Raw genomic sequence first — 24,871 nt, forward strand, 5'->3', positions numbered from 1 at the left:
TCTCCTTTCGCTGGTGCTTGATGCGCTCACAGCGATCAGGCAGCAGCTACCGCAGTCTGGCGGCGCGAGCGAACGAACAGCCAGGTGAGCAGTGCCAGGAGTGCCACTCCACCGCTGATGGCCATGGTGTCGGTGTTGACCAGCGGGATGGCCGCTGCGTCCAGGTTCGGACCAACTGTGGCGCTGGCGAGGTTGACAGTGGCGATGGAGCCACCGGCAATTCCAACCTGCAAGGCGCGCTGGGTGAAGGCACCCGAGGGTGCTGTTTCCTGGATGTTGACCTTGGCCGAAACCAAAGCCGTCAACGCGTTGCCCAACGGAGTAACCAGGCTGGTGCTCAGGCCACCTACCAACCCGTTGACTGCCGTTTCCAGGGTGGTGACTGCCAGCAAGGCAGTAGTCTTGGCGACGTTCGGCAATCCGAGGGGCGGAAGAGTGTCGGGCAGTGCCTGAACAGCCGCGCGGGTGCTGGACAAGGTGGTTGCCAGGATGCTCTGGATCTTGGTGGACACTGCCGCGGGCAGGAAGGAGACCAGATCGGTACCGGCCGGCAGCGAGTTCAGGTCTGCGACACCCGCCGCGGCCAGCAGGTCAGCCTCGGTGATCTGGATGACGCCGCTGGCGAGTGGGTTGGTGATGGGCAGGCCAACAGCGGACAAGGCCACGTTGGCGGTGTTCAGCAACGGAGTGAGTGCTGTGGAGACGCCCCCCACCAGCGTGCCGCCAACGTTGGCCGAAACGCCCGCGACGGCGTAGGCGCCCTGCGGTGAAGCGCCCTGGTCCTTCTTGGCTGCTGCGGCAAGGGTGGAGATGTCCATGGTGAGGTCCACCAGGTTGGTGCCACCGAGGATGGCGGCAGTTCCGGCTGTGATTCGGGCTGCCGGGATGGCCGGGTCACCGGAGGTCGGGAGGCCCGCAGGAAGCGTGACCAGTCCCGGAGCACCACTGACGGTGCCGGAAAAAGCTTCCGAGGAGCCATCGTTGACGGCCTTGCCGTACTGGCTGACCGCACCAACCTGGATGATGCCGTTGTTCTGCAGCAGCGGAATGTTGCCCGCACCGACGTTGACGACGCCGAAGACGGCGCTGAGGTCCAGCGGGTCGGTGGCTTCGATGACCGCCGGGCCGGTAGGCGGTGTGCCTACCTGCTGGGCGGTTGCGGCGCCGTTGGCGGCGAGGTTGGCGAAGTTCGGGATGGCCAGGACGGAACCATCGATGATCTGTCCACTGCCGAGCGAAATCACGTCAGTGGGTGCTGCATTTGCCGCGGGTGCGGCGACGAGGCCGATGGCCAAAGCCGAGACGGCAGTAACGCCGACGGCTGTGGGCCACAGCTTGCTCTTGCTGTTCAAGTACTTCCCCCTTGCGAACGCTGCAGGACAGGGCTGTTCTGCAGCTGAGACCGTGGGGGCAGTCGCCCCCGGTGCAAAGTAACAAGGGCAAACGGTGGCGGTTCGCAGGGGTACCCGAAGGGGTTAACGCCCTATAGGGCTCCTAGGCAAACTGGGGAACTGAGGTGAGGGCCGCGCTTAAGTCGCGGACCGCCGTCGGGCCTCCCGCGACGAACCAGTTCATTCCGTTGACTGTCACGACGGCGGTGTCCCCGCCGGCCGCACGGACGATCGCCTTGCCGGGGAGCCAGTCCCATTCCGGGCAACTGTGCTGGAACCAGCATCCGAGTTCGCCATCCGCGACCCGGCCGAGGTCGCAGGAACCGGAACCGAACATGCGCAGGGACGCGGCGGTGATGGCGGCGGCGTGCCACGGCATGGCCGTGCGGGGGTCTGCCAGCCAGGTGGGGTGGATGTAGGTTGCCGCGCAGATCTCGCCGACAAGTCGGTCCCCGGAACCGGAAATCGGCTCCCCGTTCAGGGTTGCCGGGTGTTCCTGGCCACCCACCCAGAGCTTGTCCAGTTCCGGCTGGAAGATGGCACCCAAGAGAACCTCGGGATCCACGGTGGTGTCCCCCGAGTCGCGCTTCAACGCAATGGCCGAGCACCAGTATGTGGAGCCGTGCAGGAAGTTGTACGTTCCGTCCACGGGGTCGATCACCCAGGTGCGGCCGCTGGTGCCGGCCACTGATGCGCCTTCCTCGCCGAGGATGCCGTCATCCGGGCGGCAGCGCCGCAGCTGTTCCAGGACGTAGGCCTCGGCCGCGTGGTCTGCTGCGGTGACGACGTCGGACACCGACGTCTTCCGTTCACCCTGCAGGCCGCCCATCCGCATGAGCAGCGCCAGTTGGCCTGCTTCGCGGACCAGGGCGCTGGCCAGTTGGTAATCGTCGAGTGCGGGATCGAGTTCAGTTGCGGTGTGCCTGCCGGTGGTCATGGGTCCAGCTTATGTGGCGGGATAATGAATGACATGGCCAAGACACCAGCGCAGCGCATCAGGAAGCACGGAGCAAAGGCGGCGGTCCCGGACCACTCATTGCCGCCAGTGATCAACACCACCACCCAGCGCACCCCGCAGAAGGCCCAGAGCAACTCCAAGCTCATTGTGATCGCAGGCGTCGTGGCCAGCCTGTTCCTGTTCTGGTACCTGCACCTGCTGACCCTGAACCAGATGACGCAGCTCTCCGGTGGCCTTGCCATGCCGGATTCGCTGATCGGCGGGTTCTCGCAGGACTACGTGTCGCAGCTTCGCGCCGCGATGGACGACTCCGCGCGGGGCCAGTTGAACTATGTCCACAAGACCGCCGGCACGCTGTTCCCGCTGATTTTCGGCTTCAGTTGGCTGTTGCTGATCGGCACCAACGTGGCCCGCAAGTCCTGGCGCTGGGCCATGTGGGCCGCTCCGCTGCTGTTCGCGGTGGCCCACCTGTGGTCGAACGTGGCCATCGATTCCATGCTTGCCGCCGAAACGCCCGACGCCGGTGCGGTGGCTTTGGCTTCCGCAGTGACGGTCGCGTCGTGGGTGCTTTTCCTGGTGAGCCTCGTCTGCGGCGTGGCTGCGGTGTTCCTCGGGCGAAAGAACGCCAAGCCCGCCTGATTTTTCCGCGCTCCTGCCCGCCCAGCGCACCACCTGTTCGCCGGCGGCGCACCACTACCCGCCACGCGCACCAGGGATGACGGGTGCGATCAGCGCGAAAGGGTGCGAGGCCCGGCGCCCAGCACACCTCGCGCCTTGAGCTCCCTTCGGTGCCGCCTCACGCGCTGGGCGATCACCAGGCCCGCCGCCGCCAACCCAATCGTGACGGGATAGCCCATCAGCCGCTCCAGGGTTCCGGGCTGGGGCACATGCATACGGGTGATCCCCCCAGCAATGAGCGCCCCCAGGCAGACCAGCCCGCAGGCGCCGAGGAACCAACTCACCGGAGTCTGCCGGAACCACAGGACGGCAAGCAGGATCAGGGTGAACCCGCCGCCGATGAAGAACATCAGTGCCCCCGCAAAATGCCACGGAGAACCCAGGTCCTCGGGTACCAGGCCGACAACCACCGTTCCCACTCCGGCCACCCCTGTCAGGACCCTGACCGCGACCGACAACAGCCACGGTACAGTCAGCACGCGGACGGGAGCCGGGGTGTTCGGTGCGTCCCGGAATCGGCGGGCAGGCATTCCCGGACGCGCAGCGACGTACAGGAGCCCGGCAGTCAGGAACAGTGCACCAAGGACCAGCCCCAGGCCTTGCACCACAAAGGATGCGTTCATCAGCAGATGCAACGGCGAGCACACCGCCCTGTCCTCGTAGACACCGCAGGACACCGCCCCGAGGTCGCTGATGTACCCGGTTGCCCGGCTGTAGGGCTCCGGACCAGCCCAGGCCTGGATCACCGCGGCCTCCGCCACGAAGTACTGGACGACGCTCAGCTGCGCCCAGCCTCCAATGGTCGCGCGGACGCTTCGCACATCGGGTAGGAACGATCCGGCGGGAGCCGCCGTGGTCAGGTGCCCTTTCATGGTCGCCAGCCTAGCCGTGTTCAGGCACGGCCCCGGCAGCTTGTATGCTTGTAGTCGTGTCCGGGCCCTGAGCTCCAGCAATGGGTTTCATGCCATGGACGCAGGCCCTCGTAGCTCAGTGGATAGAGCACGGCTCTCCTAAAGCCGGTGTCGTTGGTTCGATTCCAATCGAGGGCACTTGAACCACCAGCAGCCCACCCCGGACCTGCAGGCCTACCTGGCCGGCAGCTGGCACGTGGAGCGGACCCTCCTGGACCGGGCTTCCGGCACCCGCGGTACCTTTACCGGCGTCGTGCGTTACACGGAGAACCCCGACGGCGGCCTGGACTACCGTGAAGACGGAACCATGCATTGGCCCACCCATTCGGGCGCGGCATTCCGCGAATACCTCCTGAAGCCTGGCACCTCGCCCGAGCGGATGGATGTCTTTTTCCCGGACGGCAGGCCCTTCCACACCATGAGCTTCTCCGAGCAGGGCCATGAGGACGAGCACTGGTGCGATCCCGACGACTACCGCGTCAGTTACAGCTACGAGGGGCCGGATTCGTTCAGTTTCGCCTGGGATGTCCGTGGTCCTGCGAAGGATCTGCTGCTCGAATCGCATTTGAAGAGGCAAAAATGAACCTGATCATTGTCAGCGCCGTCTGCGTCTACAACGAAGCCGGGCACCTCCTTACCGTCCGGAAGCGCGGAACAGACAAGTTCATGCACCCCGGCGGCAAGCCCGAAGCCGGCGAAACCGCGGCGCAGGCTGCTTCCCGCGAGCTGTTGGAGGAAGTCGGGATCGACGTGCCGCCCGAGGAGCTCAAACCCGTGGGTGTCTGGCTCGCTGCGGCCGCCAACGAGGCTGAAACCACCATTGAAGCCACCGTGTTCACGGCCCCCGGAACCTGGTTGGCACACCCTTCGGCGGAGATCGCCGAGATCCGCTGGCTGGACCTCCATGCGCCGCTGCCCGGGGACCTTGCGCCGCTTCTGACCGACCACGTGCTCCCCGCCCTTGCCGCAGCCCAAGCAGGTCGCAGCTAAGCAGGTCGCAGCTAAGCAAGGCGCGGGAGGCGTTACAACTCCGGGACGGCTTCCTGGGCAACCGCCGTGGCTTCGGCGAACTGGGTTTGGTACAGCTCGGCGTAGCGGCCATCGGCGGCCAGCAACTCGGCATGCGTGCCACGCTCCACGATCCTGCCGTCCTCCACCACCAAGATGGCGTCGGCTGCCCGGATGGTGGACAGACGGTGCGCAATAACGACGGCGGTACGCCCCTCGAGCGCCTCGCCCAAGGCCGCCTGCACGGCGGCTTCGTTGGTGGAGTCCAGCGCAGCCGTTGCCTCATCGAGGATGACGACGCGCGGCTGCTTGATGAGCAGCCGGGCAATCGTGAGCCGCTGCCGTTCGCCGCCGGAGAGCCGGTACCCCCGCTCCCCTACCACTGTTTCCAAGCCGTCGGGCAGTGATCGGATCATCGGTTCCAGGCGGGCCCGCCTGAGCACATCCCACATGTCGTCCTCGGTGGCGTCGGGACGGGCAAGGCGAAGGTTGGATGCAATGGTTTCGTGGAACAGGTGACCGTCCTGGGTGACCATGCCCAGCGTGTCACGCAGTGAATCGAAGCGGATGTCACGGACGTCCACGCCTGTCCCGGGAGCCTGGCCGCCAAGCCGGACAGCACCGGAATCGACGTCGTACAACCGGGACAACAACTGTGCCACCGTGGACTTGCCTGCGCCTGAGGAACCCACCAACGCCACCGTCTGGCCGGGCTCGACACGGAAACTGACACCGTGCAGGACTTCCTCGCCACCGCGGGTGTCCAACGTGGAAACCTCTTCGAGCGAGGCCAGGGAGACTTTATCTGCGGACGGGTAGGAGAAGCGGACGTTGTCGAACTCCACCGCAACCGGACCAGCCGGCACGGAAACCGCGTCCGGCTTCTCGGTGATAAGGGGCTTCAGGTCCAGGATTTCGAAGACGCGTTCAAAGCTAACCAAAGCACTCATGATTTCCACGCGAGCATTGGACAAGGCCGTCAGCGGAGCGTACAGCCGGGTCAGCAGGAGCGCCAGGACCACAACATCGCCTGGAGCCAACTGGCCTCCCAACGCCAGCCAGCCGCCCAGGCCATAGACCAAGGCCAGGGCCAACGCCGAGACCAACGTCAGAGCTGTGACGAACGTGAACTGCAGCATCGCGGTGCGGATACCGATGTCCCGGACGCGTCCGGCACGTGCGGCGAACTCATGGGACTCTTCATCCGGGCGGCCAAAGAGCTTCACCAAAGTGGCTCCGGGCGCGGAGAACCTCTCCGTCATCTGGGTTCCCATGGCGGCGTTGTGGGCGGCAGCTTCACGGCGGAGATCCGCCAGCCTGGAGCCCATCCGGCGTGCGGGAATCAGGAAGATCGGCAGCAGCACCATGGCCAGCACAGTGACCAGCCAGGAGGTGTTGAGCATGACCGCCAATGTCAGGGCCAACGCCACCACGTTGCTGACCACGCCGGACAAGGTGCCCGCAAAGGCAGACTGGGCCCCGATGACGTCGTTGTTCAGGCGGCTCACCAGCGCACCCGTCCGGGTCCGGGTGAAGAATGCGATGGGCATCCGCTGCACGTGGTCAAAGACCCGGGTGCGCAGGTCCACGATGACGCCCTCGCCAATGATCGACGACAACCAGCGCGTCAGCAGACCTACGCCTGCTTCGCCAACGGCCACGATCGCAATCAGGATAGCCAACCAGATGACGGTTCCCACCCCGGCGTTGGCAATGATCGCGTCAACCACCTGGCCGGCAAGGACCGGGGTAGCGACAGCCAGGAACGCTCCGGCGATCGAAGCGATGACGAAGGCAATGAGCTTGCCCTTATGCGGGGCGGCAAAAGCCATCACCCGCTTCAGTGTTTCCTTCGAGAACGGCTTGGAGCCGGACTTGGCAGTGGTGATGTTGTACAGCGAGCTCCAGGCCACGCGGTCCATGCTCATGGTTACTTCTCCTGGCTTGGGGTGTGATGGAGCTCCTGCACGTGGCCATTGTCCACGTGCCAACGCGAATCGAGCCGTACGTTTTCGAGCAAGCGGCGGTCGTGGGTGACCAGCAGGAGCGCCCCTTCGTAGTTTTCCAGTGCCTCTTCAAGCTGCTCGATCGCAGGAAGGTCTAAATGGTTGGTGGGCTCGTCCAGCACCAGCAGGTTTACTCCGCGGGCCTGCAGCAATGCGAGCGCGGCACGGGTCCGCTCCCCCGGTGACAACGAATCCACTGTCCGGGACGTGTGGTCAGCCTTCAGGCCGAACTTGGCCAGGAGCGTGCGGACGTCCGCAGCATTCCAGTCCACCAGCACAGCTTCAACCGCGTCCCCAAGGTTGCTGCCGCCGTCGAGCAGTCCGCGGGCCTGGTCAATCTCGCCGACAGCCACCGAGGCACCCATGGAGGCATCGCCATCGTCCGGTTCCTGTGTCCCCAGCAGCAGCCGGAGCAGAGTGGACTTACCGGCACCGTTGGGGCCGGTGATGCCGATCCGCTCACCGCCGTTGAGCTGGAGGCTCACCGGCCCGAGCGTGAAGTCGCCTTGGCGCGCGACGACGTTGCGCAGGGTGGCGACGACGGCACTTGAGCGGGGCGCCTGGCCGATGCTGAACTGCAGCTGCCACTCCTTGCGGGGCTCTTCCACCTCGGTGAGGCGGGCGATCCGGGACTCCATCTGGCGGACTTTCTGGGCCTGCTTCTCGGAGGATTCGGTGCTGGCGGCACGACGGATCTTGTCGTTGTCCGGGTTCTTCTTCATGGCGTTCCGGACGCCCTGGGAGCTCCATTCACGCTGGGTGCGGGCACGGGAAACGAGGTCCGCCTTGGTGTTTGCGTAGTCCTCGTAACGTTCGCGGGCATGGCGTTTGGCGATGGCGCGTTCTTCAAGGAAAGACTCGTACCCGCCGTCGTAGACGGCAACGGAGTTCTGTGCCAGGTCCAGTTCCACGACGGCGGTGACGCACCGGGCCAGGAACTCGCGGTCGTGCGAGACCAGCACCACGCCGCCGCGCAGGCCTTGGACAAACGACTCAAGCCGGGCCAGTCCGTCCAGGTCGAGGTCGTTGGTGGGTTCGTCCAGCAAGACCACATCGAAACGGCTGAGCAACAGCGCGGCCAATGCCACGCGGGCCGCCTGCCCGCCGGAGAGCCCCGTCATGAGCGCGTCGGTGCCCAGTTCCAGGCCGAGGTCGGCCAGGACTGCCGGGATGCGGTCTTCAAGGTCAGCGGCACCGGATGCCATCCACCGGTCGAACGCAAGGGAGTAGGCGTCGTCGGCCCCGGGAGCACCGGATCCGAGCGCTTCGGCGGTGGATTCCATCTCGGTTGTGGCCTTGGCGCAGCCTGTCCTGCGGGCAATGTACGCGGCGATGGTTTCGCCTTCCGTACGTTCATGTTCCTGCGGCAGCCAGCCCACGAAAGCGTCCGACGGCGCGAGGCTGACGGTCCCCTCCTGCGGCTGGTCGACCCCGGCCAGGATGCGCAGCAGCGTCGATTTACCCGCGCCGTTCGCGCCCACCACACCAACGACGTCGCCTGGCGCCACGGTGAGGGAAAGCTTCGAAAAAAGTGTGCGGTGGCCGTGACCACCGGCAAGATCCTTGGCTACCAAGGTTGCAGTCATTGTGTCTATCCTCCAGCAAGGAAACGCAGGGAATCAGGCTGCGATTCCCGCAGGCATGGAAAAACCCGTTGGTCCGGACTTGGGGGGTGTACGGACCAACGGGTTCAATCATCAAGCATAATTCAATGTGGCGTCAGCGTAAAATCGATTCGTACTCCCACTTCCGGTTTCCCGCCGAGCGAAACCGGGCCGCCCCTGCGACACATTCCTGAAAGTTCCACATGCCATTACAGTCCAAGGCGTTCCAGCGCTGGCTTCACGGCGTTGCGCCCGATGCCAGCACGGCTGACGTCTGCAGGATCGCCGGCATCAAGAGGACCACCCTTGCCCAGCAGCTGGTTCGCGGCAAGGTGGCCGAATCCACCTTGGTCAGCATCAGTCGCGGTTTCCATATCAACCCGGTACAGGCGCTCTCGACTTTCGACCTCTACTCCGATCTTCGTGGCGACCCCGTCCCACCGACGCCCTGCGAACTGGTGAGCCAGGTGGCCACCATCGACTTGTTGCGGGCCGTGGTGGAGCGAAGCGAACCAGGTTCCGCCCCCGCCCCGCACCTTTCGGAGCCACCGCACCCCACGTCCGTGCGGAACTGGGTGGACGCGATCGACGACGGCGAGTTGCGGCACCGCGTCAGTGTCGCCACCGGGATCGCTCCCCAGAATTTTTCGGCGCACCTGACAGCCAACAGGCTTCCGCCCGAACTCGCTGTCGCAACCTCCCGCGCTGCCGGGGTGGGGCCCGCGGGAGGACTGGTGGCCGGCGGACTCATCACCGAAGCGGAGGCCGGGTGGCCACCGGATGCCCGGCGGAAAGCCTTGGACGCCATGACCCAGAGTTCACTGGTGACCCTGGCCGGCGACCGGCTGCTGGCACTCGGTAAGACACTGCGCCGACAAGAACAAGACCACGAACGTACTGAAAGAATTTGGGAGAACCTCGGATGACGGCTGTCCTGCCCTGGGTCACGCTGGTTGTTTGCCTCGCGATTACCCTCGCACGAATCCCCAGCGCCCTGCGCGGCGAGAACCGGGATGTCTTCTACATCTTCTCGCTGATCACCCTGAGCATTTTCATCAGCATCGAAGCGCCGTATCTGGTCATTGATGGCTGGCTTGGCGGGATGAACATCGGCAACCTGGTGCTGCGGTTCCTCCTGTATGCCACGTTCTACTTCATGGGCGTCAAGATCGCCATGGCGTTCGGATCAGAATCGGCCGTACGTGCAATCCGCGGACCCATCGGCATCACTGCGGCCATACTGGTGGGTGCCTTGACCATCTACTTCTTCGCCATCACGGACACGAGGGGTTCCTCGGCCGGAATGAGCGGCCTCACCTGGGGGCCCTCCCTGGACGGCTATGCGGCCATGGGCCGGCTGTATCCCGGGTTTGTTGCCGCCTGCCTGGTTCCTGCGATCTGGCGGACCGTGGCCAGCACGGCTCCCGTGCTGCTGCGCGTGGCTTCGGGGTTCCTGCTCCTGGGCCTTTGCTTGCTGCTGCTCTCCCAGTTCTTCCCGTTGATCCCTTTTTCAGAGGCCTGGCTGCGGGTGCTCATCAACTACTCAGCTGCCATGTCCACGTGCATCGGATTGGCCGGAATCTGGTTTTCCAAGGCCTACGCCCGTCGAAAGCGACGACTCTTGGCGTAAGACTTTCACAAAAGCATTAGATCATGGCACAATCATGAATGTGTGAAAGCGGCTGCAGCCTGACACCGGAATCAGAGAACGGGTTTCCGGTGGATGTGGCGCCCACCGGATCACAATTGGGGGGATGAGTGGTGGCGGGCTGTTGGGGACCGCCCCCACTCAGCCTTTTTAACGGCAAAATTGTTTCCTCGCCGGGCAGGAGCAAATGCGGCGCACACACCGTGACTAAGATGGCTCCATGAACAGCCTTCGCACCCGACGCTCAGTCCTCGCTGCCACCCTGGCCTCGGCCGCCCTTGCGCTTGCTGCCTGCGGCGGCGGCTCCACTCCTGCCCAGTCCGGCGCGGATACGTCCCTTTCCGATGTGAAGTCCAAAGGCGAACTGGTCATTGCCACCGAAGGAACCTACCGCCCCTTCACCTTCCATGCTGAGGGCGCCGGCGACCTGACAGGGTACGACGTCGAGATTGCACGGGCAGTGGCAGACAAGCTAGGCGTGAAGGCAACTTTCCAGGAGACCCAGTTCGATGGCATCTTCGCGGGCCTGGAAGCCAAGCGTTTCGACACCATCGCGAACCAGATCTCCATCAATGACGAACGCAAAGCCAAGTACGAGTTCTCCACGCCCTACACCGTCTCCACGGGCGTTGTGGTCACCAAGTCCGATAACAACAGCATCAACAGCTTCGCCGACCTCAAGGGCAAAACCACTGCCCAGTCGCTGACCAGCAACTTCTACAAGATGGCTGTCGAAGCCGGCGCGAACGTCCAGGCTGTGGAGGGGTGGGCCCAGTCCGCCACCCTGGTCCAGCAAGGACGCGTCGATGCCACCGTCAACGACAAGCTCACCTACCTCGACTATGCGAAGACCACCCCCGACTCGGGCTTGAAGGTTGCAGCTGAGGCACCGGACAAGACCGAGAGTGCGTTCGTTTTCCGCAAGGGATCCACGGAACTCAGCAAGGCCGTCAGTAAAGCCCTCGCCGATCTCCAGTCCGACGGAACGCTGGCGAAGATCTCCACCAAGTACTTCGGCGCGGACGTCACCAAATAGATGAACTGGGACCTCATCTGGAGCTCCTTCGGCCCCCTGATTACTGGGGCCGTGACGGGGACCATTCCCCTCACGCTTGCGTCCTTCGCATTTGGCCTGGTGCTGGCGCTGCTGGTTGCCCTGCTGCGGCTGAGCCCCAACGTGGTCCTTTCGGGGATCGGCCGTTTCTACGTTTCAGTCATTCGCGGCACTCCGTTGCTGGTGCAGCTCTTCGTGATCTTCTACGGGCTGCCCAGCATCGGTGTGAAGCTGGACCCCTGGCCGAGCGCGATCATCGCCTTCTCCCTTAACGTTGGCGGCTACGCGGCTGAGATCATCCGTGCCGCCATCCTGTCCGTGCCCAAAGGCCAGTGGGAAGCCGGCCACACCATCGGCATGTCCCGGCCGCAGACCCTGCTGCGCATCATCCTGCCGCAAGCGGCCCGGGTATCCGTCCCACCGTTGTCCAACACCTTCATCTCCCTGGTCAAGGACACGTCCCTCGCATCCTTGATCCTGGTCACCGAACTGTTCCGCAATGCCCAGCAGATTGCTGCCTTCAGCCAGGAGTTCATGGCCCTGTACCTGCAGGCTGCCCTGGTCTACTGGGTCATTTGCCTGGTCCTTTCCACCGCGCAGTCCGCCGTGGAGAGGAGATTGGACCGCTATGTCGCCCACTGATACCCCGGAACCGCGGGTCGCCCCGGTACTGGAGGCCAGGAACCTCGCCAAGGCCTTTGGCAGCAACCAGGTGCTGCGCGACATCGACATCGATATCCGCCGTGGCCAGGTAGTGGCCCTGATCGGGCCCTCGGGCTCGGGTAAGACCACGGTCCTGCGCTCGCTCAACGGACTGGAAATTCCCGACGGCGGCACCGTTACCTTCGGCCGCGGTGATGCCTCAGGTGAGCTGGCCATCGATTTTGGGGCCAAGGTGGGCAAGAAGGAAGTAGCCGCCCTCCGCGACCGCAGCGCCATGGTCTTCCAGCACTACAACCTGTTCCCGCACATGACCGTGTTGAAGAACATCATTGAGGGGCCGGTGCAGGTCCAGAAGCGTCCCAAGGCCGAGGCCATTGCCGAAGCCGAACGGCTCCTGGAACGCGTGGGTCTGGCCGACAAGCGCGACGCCTATCCCTTTGAGCTTTCCGGCGGCCAGCAACAGCGCGTCGGCATCGTGCGCGCCCTGGCCCTGAAACCCCAGCTCCTCCTGTTCGACGAACCCACCTCCGCCCTCGATCCCGAGCTCGTAGGCGACGTTCTGGGCGTCATCAAGGAACTCGCCGAAGAGGGCTGGACCATGGTGATCGTCACCCATGAGCTGGCCTTCGCGCAGCACGTCGCGGACGAAGTCATCTTCATGGATGGCGGCGTCGTGGTGGAACGGGGCCCTGCTGCCGAGGTGCTGCGCGCACCCCGGCAGGAACGGACCAAGCTCTTTGTGAAACGGCTACAGCACGATCTCTAGCCCCGGCTGAAGCGCAACGTCACCAACTGGAACGGACGGAGCACCAGGTCCACCACGCAGTCTTCCCCCACAGCAACCCCGGGGGCATCGACGGGCCGTTCCAACAGGTCCGTGGCCGCGACACCCTGGGGCTGGAATCCGGGCGCTACCTTGCCGGTTGAGCGCTCCCCCAAGGATTCGTAAAGCCGGACCACAACATCGCCCGATCCGTCCTCGGCCAGCTTGACGGCTTCCACTACGATCGCAGGATTGGTCACTGAAACCAGCGGCTCCACGGCGTGCCCGCCGGTAACGTACCGCGGTGCCAGGTTAGTGCGGTAGCCCTCTTCCACGGCGTCGGCTATCGCCGCGCCAGGCCTGATGGACAGTTCCAGGGTGTGTTCGCCCCGGTCCGCCTCCGGGTCCGGGAAACGGGCGGAGCGCAGCAGCGAGGTGCGCACCGTCGTCGTGGTTCCGCCGTCCCCGCGGACCGCCCTGGTGACGTCATGGCCGTAGCTGGAGGAGTTGCTGACCGCCACCCCGTATCCGGGTTCCGCCACGTGGATCCAGCGGTGCGCGCAGATTTCGAACTTTGCGGTTTCCCAGGAAGTGTTGGTGTGGGTGGCCCGGAAGACGTGGCCAAACTGTGTTTCGGAGGCCGAGCGGTCAGCGCGGACGTCCAGCGGGAACGCAATCTTCAGCATCTTTTCGCGTTCCTGCCAGTCCACGGTGGTGGCGATGCCCAGGGACTTCGCGCCGGCGTCGAGCGTGATGCGTTGCGTAATGGTGGAGGCGTTCACCTTGCGTTTGACCACCACGACGGCGCCCGCTGCGGTGCGCTCGAGGTCGCAGCTGTCCGCACGGGTCAGCGGAGTGACATTCCGACGATAGAACTCCTCGATGTCCCAGGCATCCCACTCGTTCGGGGTATCCCTGAAGAGCTCCAGCAGGTTGCCTGCCTGGCCGGGAGCGATCGCCTCACGGCCGCTGGCGTGGTCCACAAGCGAGCTCAGGAGACCATCAGCGTTCAGGACCGCACGGATGACCCCGTTGTCCAGGACGTAGCCGCCGGCATCCTCCTGGACGTCAACGGCGGAACCGGGGGTGGTCGCTGCGCCGGCGCCTAGAGCGGGCACTCCGGCACGCATGTGCGGGGCGGCGTTGAGCAGGTACTCGTTGCCACCTGGTCCCACCAGGGCCGTCGCGGCGGCACTGATGATTGCTTCGAGGTCGCGTGCGATGGCCTCGTAATTGCGTTCGGCATCCTGGTGGACCCACGCGATGGAGCTGCCGGGCAGGATGTCGTGGAACTGCTGCAGCAGGACCAGCTGCCAGAGGCGCTTGAGTTCCTGGTAGGGGTACTCGTAATCCGCGCCGAGCCGCACTGCGGCGGTGGAGCACCACAGTTCTGCTTCGCGGAGAAGGTGCTCGCTGCGGCGGTTACCCCGTTTGGTCTTGGCCTGGCTCGTGTACGTGCCACGGTGCATCTCCAGGTACATCTCCCCCACCCACACCGGAAGGTTCGCGTACTCGGCCTCCGCTTTGGTGAAGAAGTCCCGGGCCGTGCCCATGCGGACCTTTGGCGATCCCTCGAGGTCTGCGGTGCGGTGCGCGGCAGCAACCATTTCGCGCGTTGGTCCGCCACCGCCGTCGCCATAGCCGAACGGCACCAGCGACATGGTGCCCCGGCCGTGGTCGCGGTAGTTGCGCTCGGCGTGGGCCAACTCCCGGCCGTGCAGCTCCGCGTTGTACGTGTCAACGGGAGGGAAGTGCGTAAACAGCCGGGTCCCGTCAATCCCTTCCCAGGAAAACGTGTGGTGCGGCATCCTGTTGACCTTGTTCCAGGAAATCTTCTGGGTAAGGAACCAACGCGATCCCGCGGCCTTGACGATTTGGGGGATCGCTCCGGAATAGCCAAAGGAATCGGGCAGCCATGCTTCCTGGCATTCGACGTCAAACTCTTTCAGGAAGAAACTCTTGCCCTCCACGAACTGGCGGGCCATGGCCTCCCCGCCGGGCATGTTCGTGTCGGACTCCACCCACATGCCGCCCACGGGAACGAACTGTCCGGCTTTGACCTTTTCCCTGATCCGGACAAAGAGCTCAGGGAAATACTCCTTCATCCATGCCATTTGCTGGGCGGAGGAACAGGAGAAGACGAAGTCCGGGTCCTCGTCCATCAGGGCCACCACGTTGGAGAAAGTCCGGGCACATTTGCGGATGGTCTCCCGGACCGGCCACAGCCACGCCGAGTCGATATGTGCGTGGCCCGTGGCCAGGAGTTCGTGCGCGGACGCATACGCCGGCCTGCTCAGGACCTCCCTGAGCGCTTCACGGCCAGCGGCTGCCGTGCCGGCGACGTCGTCGGGGTCCATGATGTCCAGCATGCGTTCCAGCGCCCGCAGGATCTCGTTGCGCCGGGGCAATTCGATGGGCAGCTCGTGCATCAGGCCACTGAGGGTCCAGATGTCCTGGTTGAGTTCCCACACAGTTTCATTCAGCTCTGCCATGACAATCCGGCCAAAGCGGTACCGGGGTTCATCACCGGAGGTCGCCTTGTCTCCCAGCGGTGTGGGGGCGAAGGACCAGCCTTGTGCAACGTCAGGGTTGGCCGCGGCCTCCACGTAGAAGTCCACGGAGTGTCCGCCGCCAAGAAGTTTCAGGGGTACGTGGTAGTTCCTGGGCGAGATCGCCTTGATGATGCTGCCGTCCGCACGCCAGGCGGTACCTTCGCACTGGAAACCGGGGACGTCGCTGTTAAACCCAAGGTCCACGATGATCTCCACCCCAGTGGAATCCGCCATGCCCCAGTCCTGGGGCACCTCGCCCTGCAGGCGCAACCATTTGGTGCTCCAGGCCTTGCCCCATGCAGCGCCCGGCTCCTGTGGGGTGAAGAGCTGGCGCATGGCCTCAGCGGCTGGCACCGGCTCACCGGGAGCATCCCAACTGCTGAGCTCCAGCGGTAAGGCCCTGCAATAAATGGCCGGAAGAATGCGTTCCCGAACAAATCGATCGAGACGCTGTTCGGTGATCCGGCGGTCGTCGTGCAATTAATTCCCCTTTGGGCGTCGGGTTAAGGACAAGGCGTGATGGCAGGTTCCCCACAGGCTGTTTTTCAACGCCTGTTCCTGATACCCGCGGTTCCATTCGATGGATAAAATCTACGTTGTTCCAGCCCAATAGCCAAGTGACGCGGCCACCACCGGGGTGTCCCTATGAGCCCTGTTCTCCCGTGATCCTGTCCCGACCAGCGTACACATTGAGGCTGGAACCCCGGCTGAATCCCGCCAGTGTGATGCCCGATTCCACGGCCAGCTCCACGGCAAGGCTGGACGGAGCACTGACTGCGGCAAGAACGGGTATGCCCGCCATTGCAGCTTTCTGGACGAGCTCGAAAGACGCCCTGCCGGAAACCTGCAGCACCGTCCCCCGCAACGGGAGCATTCCGGCGCGCAAAGCCCAGCCCACCACCTTGTCCACCGCGTTGTGGCGCCCCACATCCTCCCGGAGGCAGAGCAGCTCGGAAGTGCCGTCGTCGTGAATCCTGAACAGCCCGGCGGCATGGACGCCGCCTGTCTTATCGAAAACCGCCTGTGCCTCGCGGAGACGGTCCGGGAGGGCCGCAAGGACACTCACGGGGACGGTGACGTCGTCCTCGTACGGCGTGTGGTGCGAGGATTTGCGGACCGCCTCGATGGAGTCCGTGCCACAGATGCCGCACGAGCTTGAGGTGTACACATTGCGTCCGGTGTCCGGGCGTTCCACGTCGGGGCGCAACTGGGCGTCCACAACGTTGAAGGTCTGCACGCCGTTCTCGTCCTCCCCCGAGCAGAACCGCTCGGAGATCAACTGCGAAGGCTCCCAGATGATGCCCTCGGACACCAGGAATCCCGCGACGAGGTCGAAGTCGTCTCCCGGCGTACGCATGGTCACCGAGAACGACATGTCGCCAAGCCTGATCTCCAGGGGCTCCTCCACGGCAAGGACATCCTCCTTGAACCGGACTGGGTGCTCCAGTGCCTGGGGAGAGCCGTCCAGGACGAACTTATGCACCTTGCGGCGCTGGGTTACGCGTCCCACGCTAAGCCACCTCGCTTTCATGCCGGACGAAGCGCACCGTCATGGCCTTGTAACCGGGCGTGTTGGACTCCCTGGCCACCAACTCGCGATGTACCAGTGCATTGGCTTCCGGGAAGTAGGCGGCAGCGCAGCCCTTCGCTGTGGGGTAATCCACCAGCCGGAACTTGTTGGCCCGCCTCTCCGAGCCGGCGAACGTCGAGATGACGTCCACCAAATCACGGTCCTGGAAGCCAAGTTCCTCCAGGTCAGCGGAGTGGACGAGAATCACGCGGCGGCCCTCCGAGACTCCACGGTAACGGTCATCCAGCCCATAGAAGGTGGTGTTGTACTGATCGTGGCTTCGCACCGTCTGCAGGATCAGGTGGCCTGCGGGGGCTTCGAGGTACTCCAATGGGCGCACGCTGAAGCGACCCTTCCCGATGTCCGTGGCAAAGGTACGGGTATCACGGGGCGGGTTGGGCAACACGAAACCATTCTTGGTACGGACCCGGGCGTTGAAGTCTTCGAATCCGGGGATGACACGGGAGATATGGTCGCGGATCACGTCGTAGTCCTCAGCCATGGCCCGCCAGTCCACGCCGTGGTCACCGCCAAGGGTCGCCTGCGCCATACGGGCTACGATCACCGGTTCGCTGAGCAGGTGTTCGGAGACCGGTTCCAGCCGTCCCTGCGTTTTGTGGATGACCGACATGGAGTCCTCCACGGAAAGGAACTGCTTGCCCTTGGGGTGTTTGTCATCGGTGTCTGTCCGGCCCAGCGTGGGCAGGATCAGGGATGTCTTGCCATGGACCACATGGGCCCGGTTGGGCTTGGTGGAAATGTGGACCGTCAGCCCGGCACGTTTCAGGCCTTCTTCCAGTGCTGCCGTGTCCGAACCCGCCGCGGCGAAGTTGCCGCCCATGGACACGAAGACATCCACCTCACCCTTCTCGAGGGCGTGCTGGGTTTCCACGGAGTCGTAGCCATGGTCGCGCGGCATCCGGAAGCCGAACTCCTTGTCCAATGCCGCCAGGAACGACTCCTTGGGCTTCTCCCAAATACCCATGGTGCGGTCACCTTGCACGTTGGAGTGGCCGCGGACCGGGCAGGCTCCCGCTCCCCGCTTGCCGAAGTTCCCTTGGAGCAGCAGGAGGTTGATGATTTCGCGCAAGGTATCCACCGAGTGGGGCTGCTGGGTCAATCCCAGCGCCCAGCAAATGATTGTGGCCTTGGAGGCAGTCATCATTTTCGCCACCTTGGTGATCTCCGCACGGCCCAGGCCGGTGGCGCGCTCTGTTTCATCCCAGTCCACCGTAGACCGGGCCTCCGCGTAGGCGGCGAAGCCGTCGGTCTGCTGCGAAATAAAGGAATGGTCGACGACGGTCCCCGGGTTGAGCTTCTCCTCCTCCAGGAGCAGGTGGCCGAGGGCCTGGAACAAGGCGAGGTCTCCGCCGACCTTGATCTGCAGGAACTCATCGGCGATGGTGGTGCCGCCACCGATCACTCCGTTAAGGGACTGCGGGTCCTTGAAGTTCAACAGGCCCGCCTCGGGAAGCGGGTTCACGGCAACGACTTTTCCACCGTTGTTCTTGCAGTCCCGCAGTGCTGAGAGCATCCGGGGATGGTTGGTTCCGGGGTTCTGGCCGACCACCAGCACCAGCTCCGCATGGTGGATGTCCTCCAGGGACACCGTGCCCTTTCCGATTCCGATGGTGGGGTTCAGTGCGCTGCCGGAGGATTCATGGCACATGTTCGAACAGTCCGGGAGGTTGTTGGTGCCGAGGCTTCGAGCGAACAACTGGTACATGAAGGCGGTCTCGTTGGCCGTGCGGCCGGAGGTGTAGAACACGCATTTGTCCGGCGTGGTGGCGTTGATGTGCTCCCCGATGAGAGCGAAAGCGTCCGTCCAGCTGATGGGCGAATAGTGGGTGTCACCGGGCCTGATGACCACAGGCTCGGAAATCCGGCCCTGGCTCCCCAGCCAGTACTCGGTCTTGCCTTCGAGGTCCTTGATGGAGTGCTCGGCCCAGAAAGGCGCGCCCACCGTCCTGGTGGTGCTTTCCTCGGCGATTGCCTTGGCGCCGTTCTCGCAAAACTCTGCCGGGCTTCGCCGGCCGGTGATCGATTCGGGCCACGCACATCCCGGGCAGTCAAACCCGCCGTGTTGGTTGACCCGCAGCATGGAGCGGACCGTACGGGTGACCCCCGCTTGCGAATAGCCGCGTTCAAGCGCCACCGTGACGGCTTTGACGCCTGCTGCGGCTCGTTTGGGCGGGTGGATCTGCAGGTCATCTTCGTTGATGTCCTGTTCGGGAGCATGCCTGTTCATGAGTCCATCATTGCATCTTGGCCGGACTGTCCGTCCAAGGCGAACGCACCGCTCAAGCGTCCAGGGCACTCCAGTCCACCGGGCCGGCCGGAGCCTTCTTCGCCTGCCTGCCCGGCGCCTTGTGGGGCTTGTCATCTGCCGGCTTGGGTGCGGGCAGCGGCTTGCCCCAAGGCAGGGCGAACGCAGGGACCAATTCCCCCATCTGCACTCCGTGCGGCGGGACCACCATGACCCCATCCGCAGCTGCGAGGCCGCGCATCATCCCGGGAGCCGCATGCTGGGCCGGCGACGCCAGGCCATACATCAGCCTGAAGGGCATCAGGCGGGTACGGCCGGGGTCCGCGTCAATCATCGCGCCGCAGGGCACCTCGGCGACGTCTTCAAGTTTGCCGTGTCCCAAGGCCGCCAACAGGGGCCCACCCACCGTGAACAAGGCCATCATCGCCGCGAGCGGATTCCCGGGCAGGCCCAGCACGAACCGGCCGTCGGGAAGCTCGGCCAGCACCGCGGGATGGCCCGGACGCATGGCGATGCCATCAATCAGCAGCTCGCCTCCGAGCTCGGCCACCGCCTTCCGGAAGTGGTCCGTCCCCGAGAGCCCGGTGCCCCCGGTGGTAATAACGACGTCGGCCGGCGGTTCGGCGTCCGCGTCAGGTCCGCCAAGCAGCGGCTCAGTATCCTGGAGGGCGGCCAGCCACTCTTCATAGCTGTCACCAACCCTGAGCTGCTCACCGGCGATGCCGCCCAAAAGTTCCACGACAGAACCCAACTGCGGACCGAACGTGTCCCGGACCTGCCCCGGACCTGGAACCCCCTGCACTACTACCTCCGAGCCTGTCAGGAGGAAGCGGACCAAAGGCTTGCCCTGAACGTTCAGATGGTCCAGTCCGGCCAGCGCCGCCAATGCTATGTGCGCCGGGTTCAGTACCGTCCCCGCTTTGAGCAGGACCTCCCCCTCCACGGCTTCTTCGGCGGCTTTACGGATATGTTGGCCGTTGCGTGGCTCCCCCGGTTTCGCTGTGCCGCCAAGCGCAAGGATCGGCAGACCGTCGTCGTCCGTCGTAATCTCGCCGCTCTCGCTGCGCAACACAGCTTTGGCGCCGGGCGGAATCAGGCCACCAGTGACAATGGGGCTCGCTTGGTGTGGTGCGAGCCGCTGCCCGGGCTCGCTAAGGATCCACGGACCACTGCCGTTGACGGCCCATCCGTCCATGGCCGACGACGCGTAGTGGGGCATGTCCTGCACGGCCAGGACATCCGAGGCCAATGTGCGGCCAATGGCGGAACTGATCGGGACCGGACCGGGCGGGATGGGCGCAGCAACCTCGAATGCCCGGCTGCGGGCCTCCTGCCACGTGTGTGCCGCGTGATGGCCCTCCCTGGGGGCCTCGGTCATTCGGCGTCTGTCCCGGTCTCCACGTACTCCTTGGCCACCTTGCGTGCCAGGTCCAAGGCCGCCTTCATGGAGGCATAGTCGCTGGCCTGGCCGATCCCGCGGGCCATGCCGGCGGCGTACCCGGCGATGAACGTGGTCAAGGGAGCAGCGGGACGCACCACCGAATGCGCAGCTACTCCGGCGACAGCGAGGACCTCATTGACGTCCACTTCGACGCCTTCCAGCTCGAAGGCCTGCAGCAAAGTGCGGCACCATTCCTCGAGCGTCTCTTCCTGGCTCTTCACGTCGGCCTCCAAGTCGTAGTCAATGCCCAACGCCGTGGCGTCATCCCAGGTATCCACATCATCCGTGGCACCGGCGGGGACGGCGACATCCAGCAGGTTCAGCCTAGCAAGCAGCCGGAAGACCGAAGAGTCCGTTAAGCCGGAATTGCCCTCGGCTTCCGCCGCTTTCCGTTCCAGGGCCGCCGTGCTGTAAACACCCAGCAGCGGCTGCTTACGACCGTCCGCAGACACCGCCATGGCACCGTCCACGTCCGGATGATTCCTGAGCGCGTTCCGGAGGGCATCGACTCCGCGGGCAGCGTGGGGCATGTCGCACGCCAAAACCAGCGTCCACTGACACGGCAGGGCCCGGGTCCTCAGCGCCGCCAGCCCGGCAGCGATCGCCGCAGCAGGGCCCGCAAACGGCGGCTCTTCCCGCGCCCTCAGGATGCCTTCGTACAGGGCCGCGTCGTTGCCCGGAACCTCAGGGCCTACAACGACGACGGCGGCTGCACCTCCCGATGCCTGCAGGGCATGCGAAAGGAGGGTGGCGCCGTCGTACGTTAAGGACGGCTTGGGCACGCCACCGAGGCGGGTGGCCCTGCCACCCGCCAGGACGACGGCGTTGAACTCCATCCGCCCAGATTACCCGGGGCGGGCGGAGTCGTCAGAAATCGATCAGGCAGCGGATTCCGGCAACAGGAACGGGTCCCAGTCCGGCGCAGGTTTCTCGAGTTCCTTGATCTGCCACATGGTTCCCTGGGGCACGCCGGGTTTGAAACGAAGTTTCCAACCCATCTCAGCCAGCGTGTGGTCGCTCTTGGCGTTGTTGCATTTCAAGCACGCCGCAACCAAGTTTTCCCAGGAATCCGCGCCGCCCCTGGATTTGGGGTGGACGTGGTCTATGGTGTGCGCTGTCTTCCCGCAGTAGGCGCAGCGGTGACCGTCGCGGCGAAGGACGCCCCGGCGGCTCACAGCGGTGATCCTGTTGTACTTGGGACGGATGTAGCGGTTGAGGAGGATCACGGATGGTCGTCCGAGAATCTCCTGTGGCCCGACGACAGGCTCGTCGCCTTCGGCCACTACGCTCGCTTTCCCAGTCAGCACAAGGACCAGCGCCCGGCGGAATGTTATTACCGCCAGCGGTTCATATCCAGCATTCAGAACGAGTGTGCGCATGCACGTACCTCTTCACGGCCGCACCCGTCAGGGGCACGAGGGCCGGCTGCCCTCTGCATGTACGGGCTGTGGATCGACAAGATAAGGGTAAGCACTTATATGCCGTATCAACGAATCTTTCTGTCGTTTCCCGTGCAGTGTCGGCAAATGTTCATGCGTGGTTAAAGCAGAACACCCCGCGGGCCGAAGCCTGCGGGGTGTTCCAAAAGGTGCGATATTAGCCGTTGACGCGGATGAAAACCGGCCCGGAGCCGACGTTTACGCTGAACAATGCCGTGGTGGATCCGTTCCATCCACCGTGCACAGCCATGCCGTTGCCGACATAGACAGCGATGTGGGCCTGTCCGGCCAAACCGCCGTTGGCGTAGTAGGCGAGGTCGCCCGGCTGGGCTTCTGCAGCACTGACGGTACGGCCCAAGGAGAGGTACCCGGCCGGCCAGTCATGGAAGTGAATGCCCACGGCTGCCAGGGAGTTGGTCACCAGCATGGTGCAGTCCTGGGTCACGCCGAGCTGGGCGTAAGCTGCGGCGGCGATAGCTGCACCGAGGCCGCTGGAAGCTGCCGGAGCCTTGGCAGCCGTAGCCGAGCTGTTGACGGCAAGCGTCGCGTTGCCGGTGGAAGCAGCCGTGTTGGCGCTCTCCGTGGCCTTGGCTTCTGCCTTGGCGGGGGCCTTCTTCTCCACGGGAGCCGGAGCTTCAACCGTGGTGACGACGGGCCGTTCGTAGGAGATGGCTACCGTGGAGTCCGCAGCGATGGTCGACTGGACCACTGCCTGGACATCGAGGGTGGACGTCGCGGTGGATTCACGGTCAACGTTGGTTTCGGCGGCGTTGGCCGCCACACCGCTGGTCAGGACCAGACCGGAAGCCGCTGCGATGACGGCGGCCTGGCGGCCCACAGTACCGGCGTTGCCGCCGACAGCCTTGGCGATGATGGCAAGCGAGCTGGTCTTGGGGGCCTCAGCGCGATGCCGTGCAACCTTGTTTGCACTGGTCATGATTTTCTCTTTTCGTATCCGCGTGCAGTGGGGTTACACGCGGGTAATGGGCGGCCAGCACTTGGGGGCATGCTGGCCGGCCACGAACCGGATGTTTTCTAGCGAAGGGTGAAGAAGGAAGAGGTGCCCGTGGAGGCTGCCGAGTGCAGGAGAGTGCCCTGGCTCGGGTTCAGTGCGCTGATCATCATGCCGTTGCCGACGTAGATGCCGACGTGGGCTCCGCCGTTCTGCATGACGAGGTCACCGGGCTGGGGGTTGCTGGTGGGCTTCATGGCCGTCCAGGCGTTGACGCGGGGAATGCTGATGCCGGCCTGCGCGTAGACCCACTGGGTGAAGCCGGAGCAGTCCCAGCCGTTGGGGGTGGTGCCGCCCCATACGTAGGGGTGGCCGATACCGGTGTAGGCAATGGCGGCGAGGCCCGAAGCAGCAGCGCTTGCAGCACCGTCCGTAACCTCGGAGGACTTTGCGGTGACTGCTGCTGCGGCGTCCTGGCTACCAGCGGCGCGCTGGGTGACCTGCGATGCACGCTGGACAACCTTGGGGGCTTCCTTGGTGGCCACGACCGGGCTCTCGAAGGCCACGGTGGCGGTTGGCTCTGCGGTGACGACGGCGGTTGCCACCATCTGCTGGGTACTGGAGGCTTCCGACTTGGAGACGTCCGTATCAGCTGCCGTAGCCGGAAGACCGGCGGTCAGGACAAGGCCCGAAGCTGCTGCCAGGACGACGGCCTGACGGCCAACCGAACCGGCGTTGGACGAAACAGCCTTGGAAAGAGTGTTCAAGGGGTTCGTACGAACCGTTTCAGCGCGGTGGCGCGCAGGGGTAGTGCGTGATGACACGTAGGTAGCCTCTCCCAATGCCTGCGAGGTGAGCTGTCGGATTCGGATGGGAGTCATCCGGCCGCGTTGCTTCAAGGAAGCTTTTGCGACTTAACCCCAAGGCCTTCTATCGAAGACCAAAAGTGGTTCCCCCGCCCCTGCCAGACGATTTATGCGAACGGACCTTGAGTGGTGGCAGAGCTAGGCAATCCACTCAAGTGCATCGGCCCCCTAAAAAGCCGATGCGCTTTGTACGGTACAACAGTTGAACGCGAATGTCACATTCAGGTCACGGGGTGTCGCAAAATGCGAGAGGCGACCATCAACTGGCTTAGAGCCAGCCCATGGGGTCTACAACTTCTCCGTTGACCTGGACCTCGAAGTGGAGGTGGCAGCCCGTGGAAGCGCCCGTGGTGCCGCTCAACGCGACGGTATCGCCACGGGTGACGGTCTGCCCGACCTTGACGTTGAAGGACGACAGGTGGTTATAGGTGGTCTCGAGGCCGTTGCCGTGGTCCACTACCACGCGGTTGCCTCCGCCATACTCGTGCCATCCGGCGAAAGTGACCTTGCCCGTGGCAGCCGCATGCACCGCGGTGCCGCACTGGGCAACGAAGTCCTGGCCGCGGTGGAAGTCTCCCGTGCCGCCCGTGAGGGGGCTGACCCGGTAGCCGAACGGCGAGGCCGTGACCAGGCTGTCCAAGGGGCTGGCAAGCGTGCCTACGGACGAGGCGCGCTGGATGCTGCCGACCGACTGGGCGCTGAGCAATTGCTTCAGCTTGCCGTCGGGGTCAGCTGCGGTTGCGACGGCGGCGCGGCTGAAGTCGATTTTTGCCGATGCGGCCGCGGAAACCTCTGGCTGACTGCCGCCGGAAACGGCGAGGGCGGACTCGGTCTGGCCCGACTCCGACGTTGCCATCACGGGGCTTGTGGCCGGCAGTCCGACAGTCAGCGCCAAGCCGGTGGCAGCGAGGGCTACTCCGGCTTTCTGGCCGACACCACTGGCTGCGGCGAAATCGGCAACCTGGCGCAATGGGCTCTTACGGCGGCGGACTTGGCGCTCAGTGTCACGGGGCCGGACCTCCATTGTTGCGCGGGCTGGCCGCAGCTCAACAGCGGGGCCGGTGGCGCGGCGACGACCCCTGACGTTCTGCGATGTCAAAC

22 protein-coding genes, 1 tRNA gene and 1 riboswitch are annotated in these 24,871 nt (G+C 64.5%); of the genes, 9 read left to right on the top strand and 14 right to left on the bottom strand.

From position 1 onward, the window contains the following. Positions 1-35: 35 nt before the first annotated feature. On the bottom strand, positions 36-1,352 hold the full coding sequence (locus NEK97_RS05450; RefSeq protein ID WP_257368893.1) for a choice-of-anchor G family protein: 1,317 nt from the start codon (positions 1,350-1,352) through the stop codon (positions 36-38). 142 nt (positions 1,353-1,494) lie between these two features. Continuing rightward, the gene (locus tag NEK97_RS05455; RefSeq protein WP_257368894.1) at positions 1,495-2,328 is read right to left on the bottom strand and encodes an inositol monophosphatase family protein; all 834 of its coding nucleotides are present in this window, start codon (positions 2,326-2,328) and stop codon (positions 1,495-1,497) included. 33 nt (positions 2,329-2,361) lie between these two features. Between NEK97_RS05455 and NEK97_RS05460 the strand changes: the two genes are divergently transcribed. Beyond that, on the top strand, positions 2,362-2,988 hold the full coding sequence (locus tag NEK97_RS05460; RefSeq protein WP_257368895.1) for a hypothetical protein: 627 nt from the start codon (positions 2,362-2,364) through the stop codon (positions 2,986-2,988). 89 nt (positions 2,989-3,077) lie between these two features. On the opposite strand, the gene NEK97_RS05465 is transcribed toward NEK97_RS05460, so the two are convergent. Continuing rightward, positions 3,078-3,899, bottom strand: coding sequence for a hypothetical protein (locus NEK97_RS05465; RefSeq protein WP_257368896.1), 822 nt, complete (start codon positions 3,897-3,899; stop codon positions 3,078-3,080). 104 nt (positions 3,900-4,003) lie between these two features. On the opposite strand from NEK97_RS05465, the gene NEK97_RS05470 reads away from it, so the two are divergent. The 3 genes from NEK97_RS05470 (at position 4,004) to NEK97_RS05480 (ending at position 4,928) form a co-directional block, all read left to right on the top strand. Then, positions 4,004-4,076: transfer RNA gene (locus NEK97_RS05470), tRNA-Arg, on the top strand. A 1-nt stretch (position 4,077) separates the two neighbouring features. After that, a complete protein-coding gene (locus tag NEK97_RS05475) occupies positions 4,078-4,521 on the top strand; it encodes a DUF6314 family protein (RefSeq protein WP_257368897.1) in 444 nt (147 codons plus the stop codon). Continuing rightward, a complete protein-coding gene (locus NEK97_RS05480) occupies positions 4,518-4,928 on the top strand; it encodes an NUDIX domain-containing protein (protein ID WP_257368898.1) in 411 nt (136 codons plus the stop codon). The genes NEK97_RS05475 and NEK97_RS05480 overlap by 4 nt, the downstream gene beginning before the upstream one ends. 32 nt (positions 4,929-4,960) lie before the next feature. On the opposite strand, the gene NEK97_RS05485 is transcribed toward NEK97_RS05480, so the two are convergent. Next, positions 4,961-6,874, bottom strand: coding sequence for an ABC transporter ATP-binding protein (locus tag NEK97_RS05485; RefSeq protein WP_257368899.1), 1,914 nt, complete (start codon positions 6,872-6,874; stop codon positions 4,961-4,963). A 2-nt stretch (positions 6,875-6,876) separates the two neighbouring features. After that, entirely contained in the window at positions 6,877-8,538 is a 1,662-nt protein-coding gene (locus NEK97_RS05490; protein ID WP_257368900.1) for an ABC-F family ATP-binding cassette domain-containing protein, read from the bottom strand. 221 nt (positions 8,539-8,759) lie between these two features. Between NEK97_RS05490 and NEK97_RS05495 the strand changes: the two genes are divergently transcribed. The 5 genes from NEK97_RS05495 to NEK97_RS05515 all read left to right on the top strand — a co-directional run bounded on the left by NEK97_RS05495 (position 8,760) and on the right by NEK97_RS05515 (position 12,687). Continuing rightward, positions 8,760-9,482: a hypothetical protein gene (locus NEK97_RS05495; protein ID WP_235518969.1), complete on the top strand. Its 723-nt coding sequence runs from the start codon at positions 8,760-8,762 to the stop codon at positions 9,480-9,482. Further along, complete coding sequence (locus NEK97_RS05500) at positions 9,479-10,186, top strand: hypothetical protein (RefSeq protein ID WP_257368901.1); 708 nt, start codon at positions 9,479-9,481, stop codon at positions 10,184-10,186. The genes NEK97_RS05495 and NEK97_RS05500 overlap by 4 nt, the downstream gene beginning before the upstream one ends. Positions 10,187-10,424: 238 nt before the next feature. After that, positions 10,425-11,240, top strand: a complete 816-nt coding sequence (locus NEK97_RS05505; RefSeq protein ID WP_257368902.1) for an amino acid ABC transporter substrate-binding protein — start codon at positions 10,425-10,427, stop codon at positions 11,238-11,240. After that, a complete protein-coding gene (locus NEK97_RS05510; RefSeq protein WP_257368903.1) occupies positions 11,241-11,900 on the top strand; it encodes an amino acid ABC transporter permease in 660 nt (219 codons plus the stop codon). Beyond that, positions 11,887-12,687, top strand: coding sequence for an amino acid ABC transporter ATP-binding protein (locus NEK97_RS05515; RefSeq protein WP_257368904.1), 801 nt, complete (start codon positions 11,887-11,889; stop codon positions 12,685-12,687). The genes NEK97_RS05510 and NEK97_RS05515 overlap by 14 nt, the downstream gene beginning before the upstream one ends. On the opposite strand, the gene NEK97_RS05520 is transcribed toward NEK97_RS05515, so the two are convergent. From NEK97_RS05520 to NEK97_RS05560, 9 genes are all read right to left on the bottom strand, one after another. Further along, positions 12,684-15,716: a glycoside hydrolase family 38 C-terminal domain-containing protein gene (locus NEK97_RS05520; RefSeq protein ID WP_257368905.1), complete on the bottom strand. Its 3,033-nt coding sequence runs from the start codon at positions 15,714-15,716 to the stop codon at positions 12,684-12,686. The two genes, NEK97_RS05515 and NEK97_RS05520, sit on opposite strands and share 4 nt — an antisense overlap. A 163-nt stretch (positions 15,717-15,879) precedes the next feature. Further along, positions 15,880-16,746, bottom strand: a complete 867-nt coding sequence (gene fdhD / locus NEK97_RS05525; protein ID WP_257368906.1) for a formate dehydrogenase accessory sulfurtransferase FdhD — start codon at positions 16,744-16,746, stop codon at positions 15,880-15,882. A 1-nt stretch (position 16,747) separates the two neighbouring features. Next, positions 16,748-19,054, bottom strand: a complete 2,307-nt coding sequence (locus NEK97_RS05530; RefSeq protein WP_257368907.1) for an FdhF/YdeP family oxidoreductase — start codon at positions 19,052-19,054, stop codon at positions 16,748-16,750. Between the two features lie 52 nt (positions 19,055-19,106). Continuing rightward, on the bottom strand, positions 19,107-20,450 hold the full coding sequence (locus NEK97_RS05535) for a molybdopterin molybdotransferase MoeA (RefSeq protein WP_257368908.1): 1,344 nt from the start codon (positions 20,448-20,450) through the stop codon (positions 19,107-19,109). Continuing rightward, on the bottom strand, positions 20,447-21,349 hold the full coding sequence (locus tag NEK97_RS05540; RefSeq protein ID WP_257368909.1) for an NTP transferase domain-containing protein: 903 nt from the start codon (positions 21,347-21,349) through the stop codon (positions 20,447-20,449). The genes NEK97_RS05535 and NEK97_RS05540 overlap by 4 nt, the downstream gene beginning before the upstream one ends. A gap of 42 nt (positions 21,350-21,391) precedes the next feature. Further along, positions 21,392-21,892: an HNH endonuclease gene (locus tag NEK97_RS05545; protein WP_144662688.1), complete on the bottom strand. Its 501-nt coding sequence runs from the start codon at positions 21,890-21,892 to the stop codon at positions 21,392-21,394. A gap of 217 nt (positions 21,893-22,109) precedes the next feature. After that, entirely contained in the window at positions 22,110-22,889 is a 780-nt protein-coding gene (locus NEK97_RS05550) for an NlpC/P60 family protein (RefSeq protein WP_235518951.1), read from the bottom strand. A gap of 98 nt (positions 22,890-22,987) precedes the next feature. Beyond that, entirely contained in the window at positions 22,988-23,728 is a 741-nt protein-coding gene (locus tag NEK97_RS05555) for a C40 family peptidase (RefSeq protein WP_257368910.1), read from the bottom strand. 4 nt (positions 23,729-23,732) lie between these two features. Continuing rightward, a riboswitch (cyclic di-AMP (ydaO/yuaA leader) is annotated at positions 23,733-23,901 on the bottom strand. A 137-nt stretch (positions 23,902-24,038) separates the two neighbouring features. Continuing rightward, complete coding sequence (locus NEK97_RS05560) at positions 24,039-24,869, bottom strand: M23 family metallopeptidase (protein WP_235518948.1); 831 nt, start codon at positions 24,867-24,869, stop codon at positions 24,039-24,041. Positions 24,870-24,871 lie beyond the last annotated feature (2 nt).

This window comes from Paenarthrobacter sp. UW852, assembly GCF_024608385.1.
In the GTDB taxonomy this organism is placed as follows: Bacteria; Actinomycetota; Actinomycetes; order Actinomycetales; family Micrococcaceae; genus Arthrobacter.

Coding starts and splice junctions, on each gene's coding strand:
- NEK97_RS05530 (WP_257368907.1), bottom strand. CDS start 19,054: ATGAACAGGCATGCTCCCGAACAGGACATCAACGAAGATGACCTGCAG.
- NEK97_RS05550 (WP_235518951.1), bottom strand. CDS start 22,889: ATGACCAGTGCAAACAAGGTTGCACGGCATCGCGCTGAGGCCCCCAAG.
- NEK97_RS05460 (WP_257368895.1), top strand. CDS start 2,362: ATGGCCAAGACACCAGCGCAGCGCATCAGGAAGCACGGAGCAAAGGCG.
- NEK97_RS05455 (WP_257368894.1), bottom strand. CDS start 2,328: ATGACCACCGGCAGGCACACCGCAACTGAACTCGATCCCGCACTCGAC.
- NEK97_RS05540 (WP_257368909.1), bottom strand. CDS start 21,349: ATGGAGTTCAACGCCGTCGTCCTGGCGGGTGGCAGGGCCACCCGCCTC.
- NEK97_RS05495 (WP_235518969.1), top strand. CDS start 8,760: ATGCCATTACAGTCCAAGGCGTTCCAGCGCTGGCTTCACGGCGTTGCG.
- NEK97_RS05480 (WP_257368898.1), top strand. CDS start 4,518: ATGAACCTGATCATTGTCAGCGCCGTCTGCGTCTACAACGAAGCCGGG.
- NEK97_RS05535 (WP_257368908.1), bottom strand. CDS start 20,450: ATGACCGAGGCCCCCAGGGAGGGCCATCACGCGGCACACACGTGGCAG.
- NEK97_RS05465 (WP_257368896.1), bottom strand. CDS start 3,899: ATGAAAGGGCACCTGACCACGGCGGCTCCCGCCGGATCGTTCCTACCC.
- NEK97_RS05545 (WP_144662688.1), bottom strand. CDS start 21,892: ATGCGCACACTCGTTCTGAATGCTGGATATGAACCGCTGGCGGTAATA.
- NEK97_RS05505 (WP_257368902.1), top strand. CDS start 10,425: ATGAACAGCCTTCGCACCCGACGCTCAGTCCTCGCTGCCACCCTGGCC.
- NEK97_RS05500 (WP_257368901.1), top strand. CDS start 9,479: ATGACGGCTGTCCTGCCCTGGGTCACGCTGGTTGTTTGCCTCGCGATT.
- NEK97_RS05510 (WP_257368903.1), top strand. CDS start 11,241: ATGAACTGGGACCTCATCTGGAGCTCCTTCGGCCCCCTGATTACTGGG.
- NEK97_RS05490 (WP_257368900.1), bottom strand. CDS start 8,538: ATGACTGCAACCTTGGTAGCCAAGGATCTTGCCGGTGGTCACGGCCAC.
- NEK97_RS05515 (WP_257368904.1), top strand. CDS start 11,887: ATGTCGCCCACTGATACCCCGGAACCGCGGGTCGCCCCGGTACTGGAG.
- NEK97_RS05485 (WP_257368899.1), bottom strand. CDS start 6,874: ATGAGCATGGACCGCGTGGCCTGGAGCTCGCTGTACAACATCACCACT.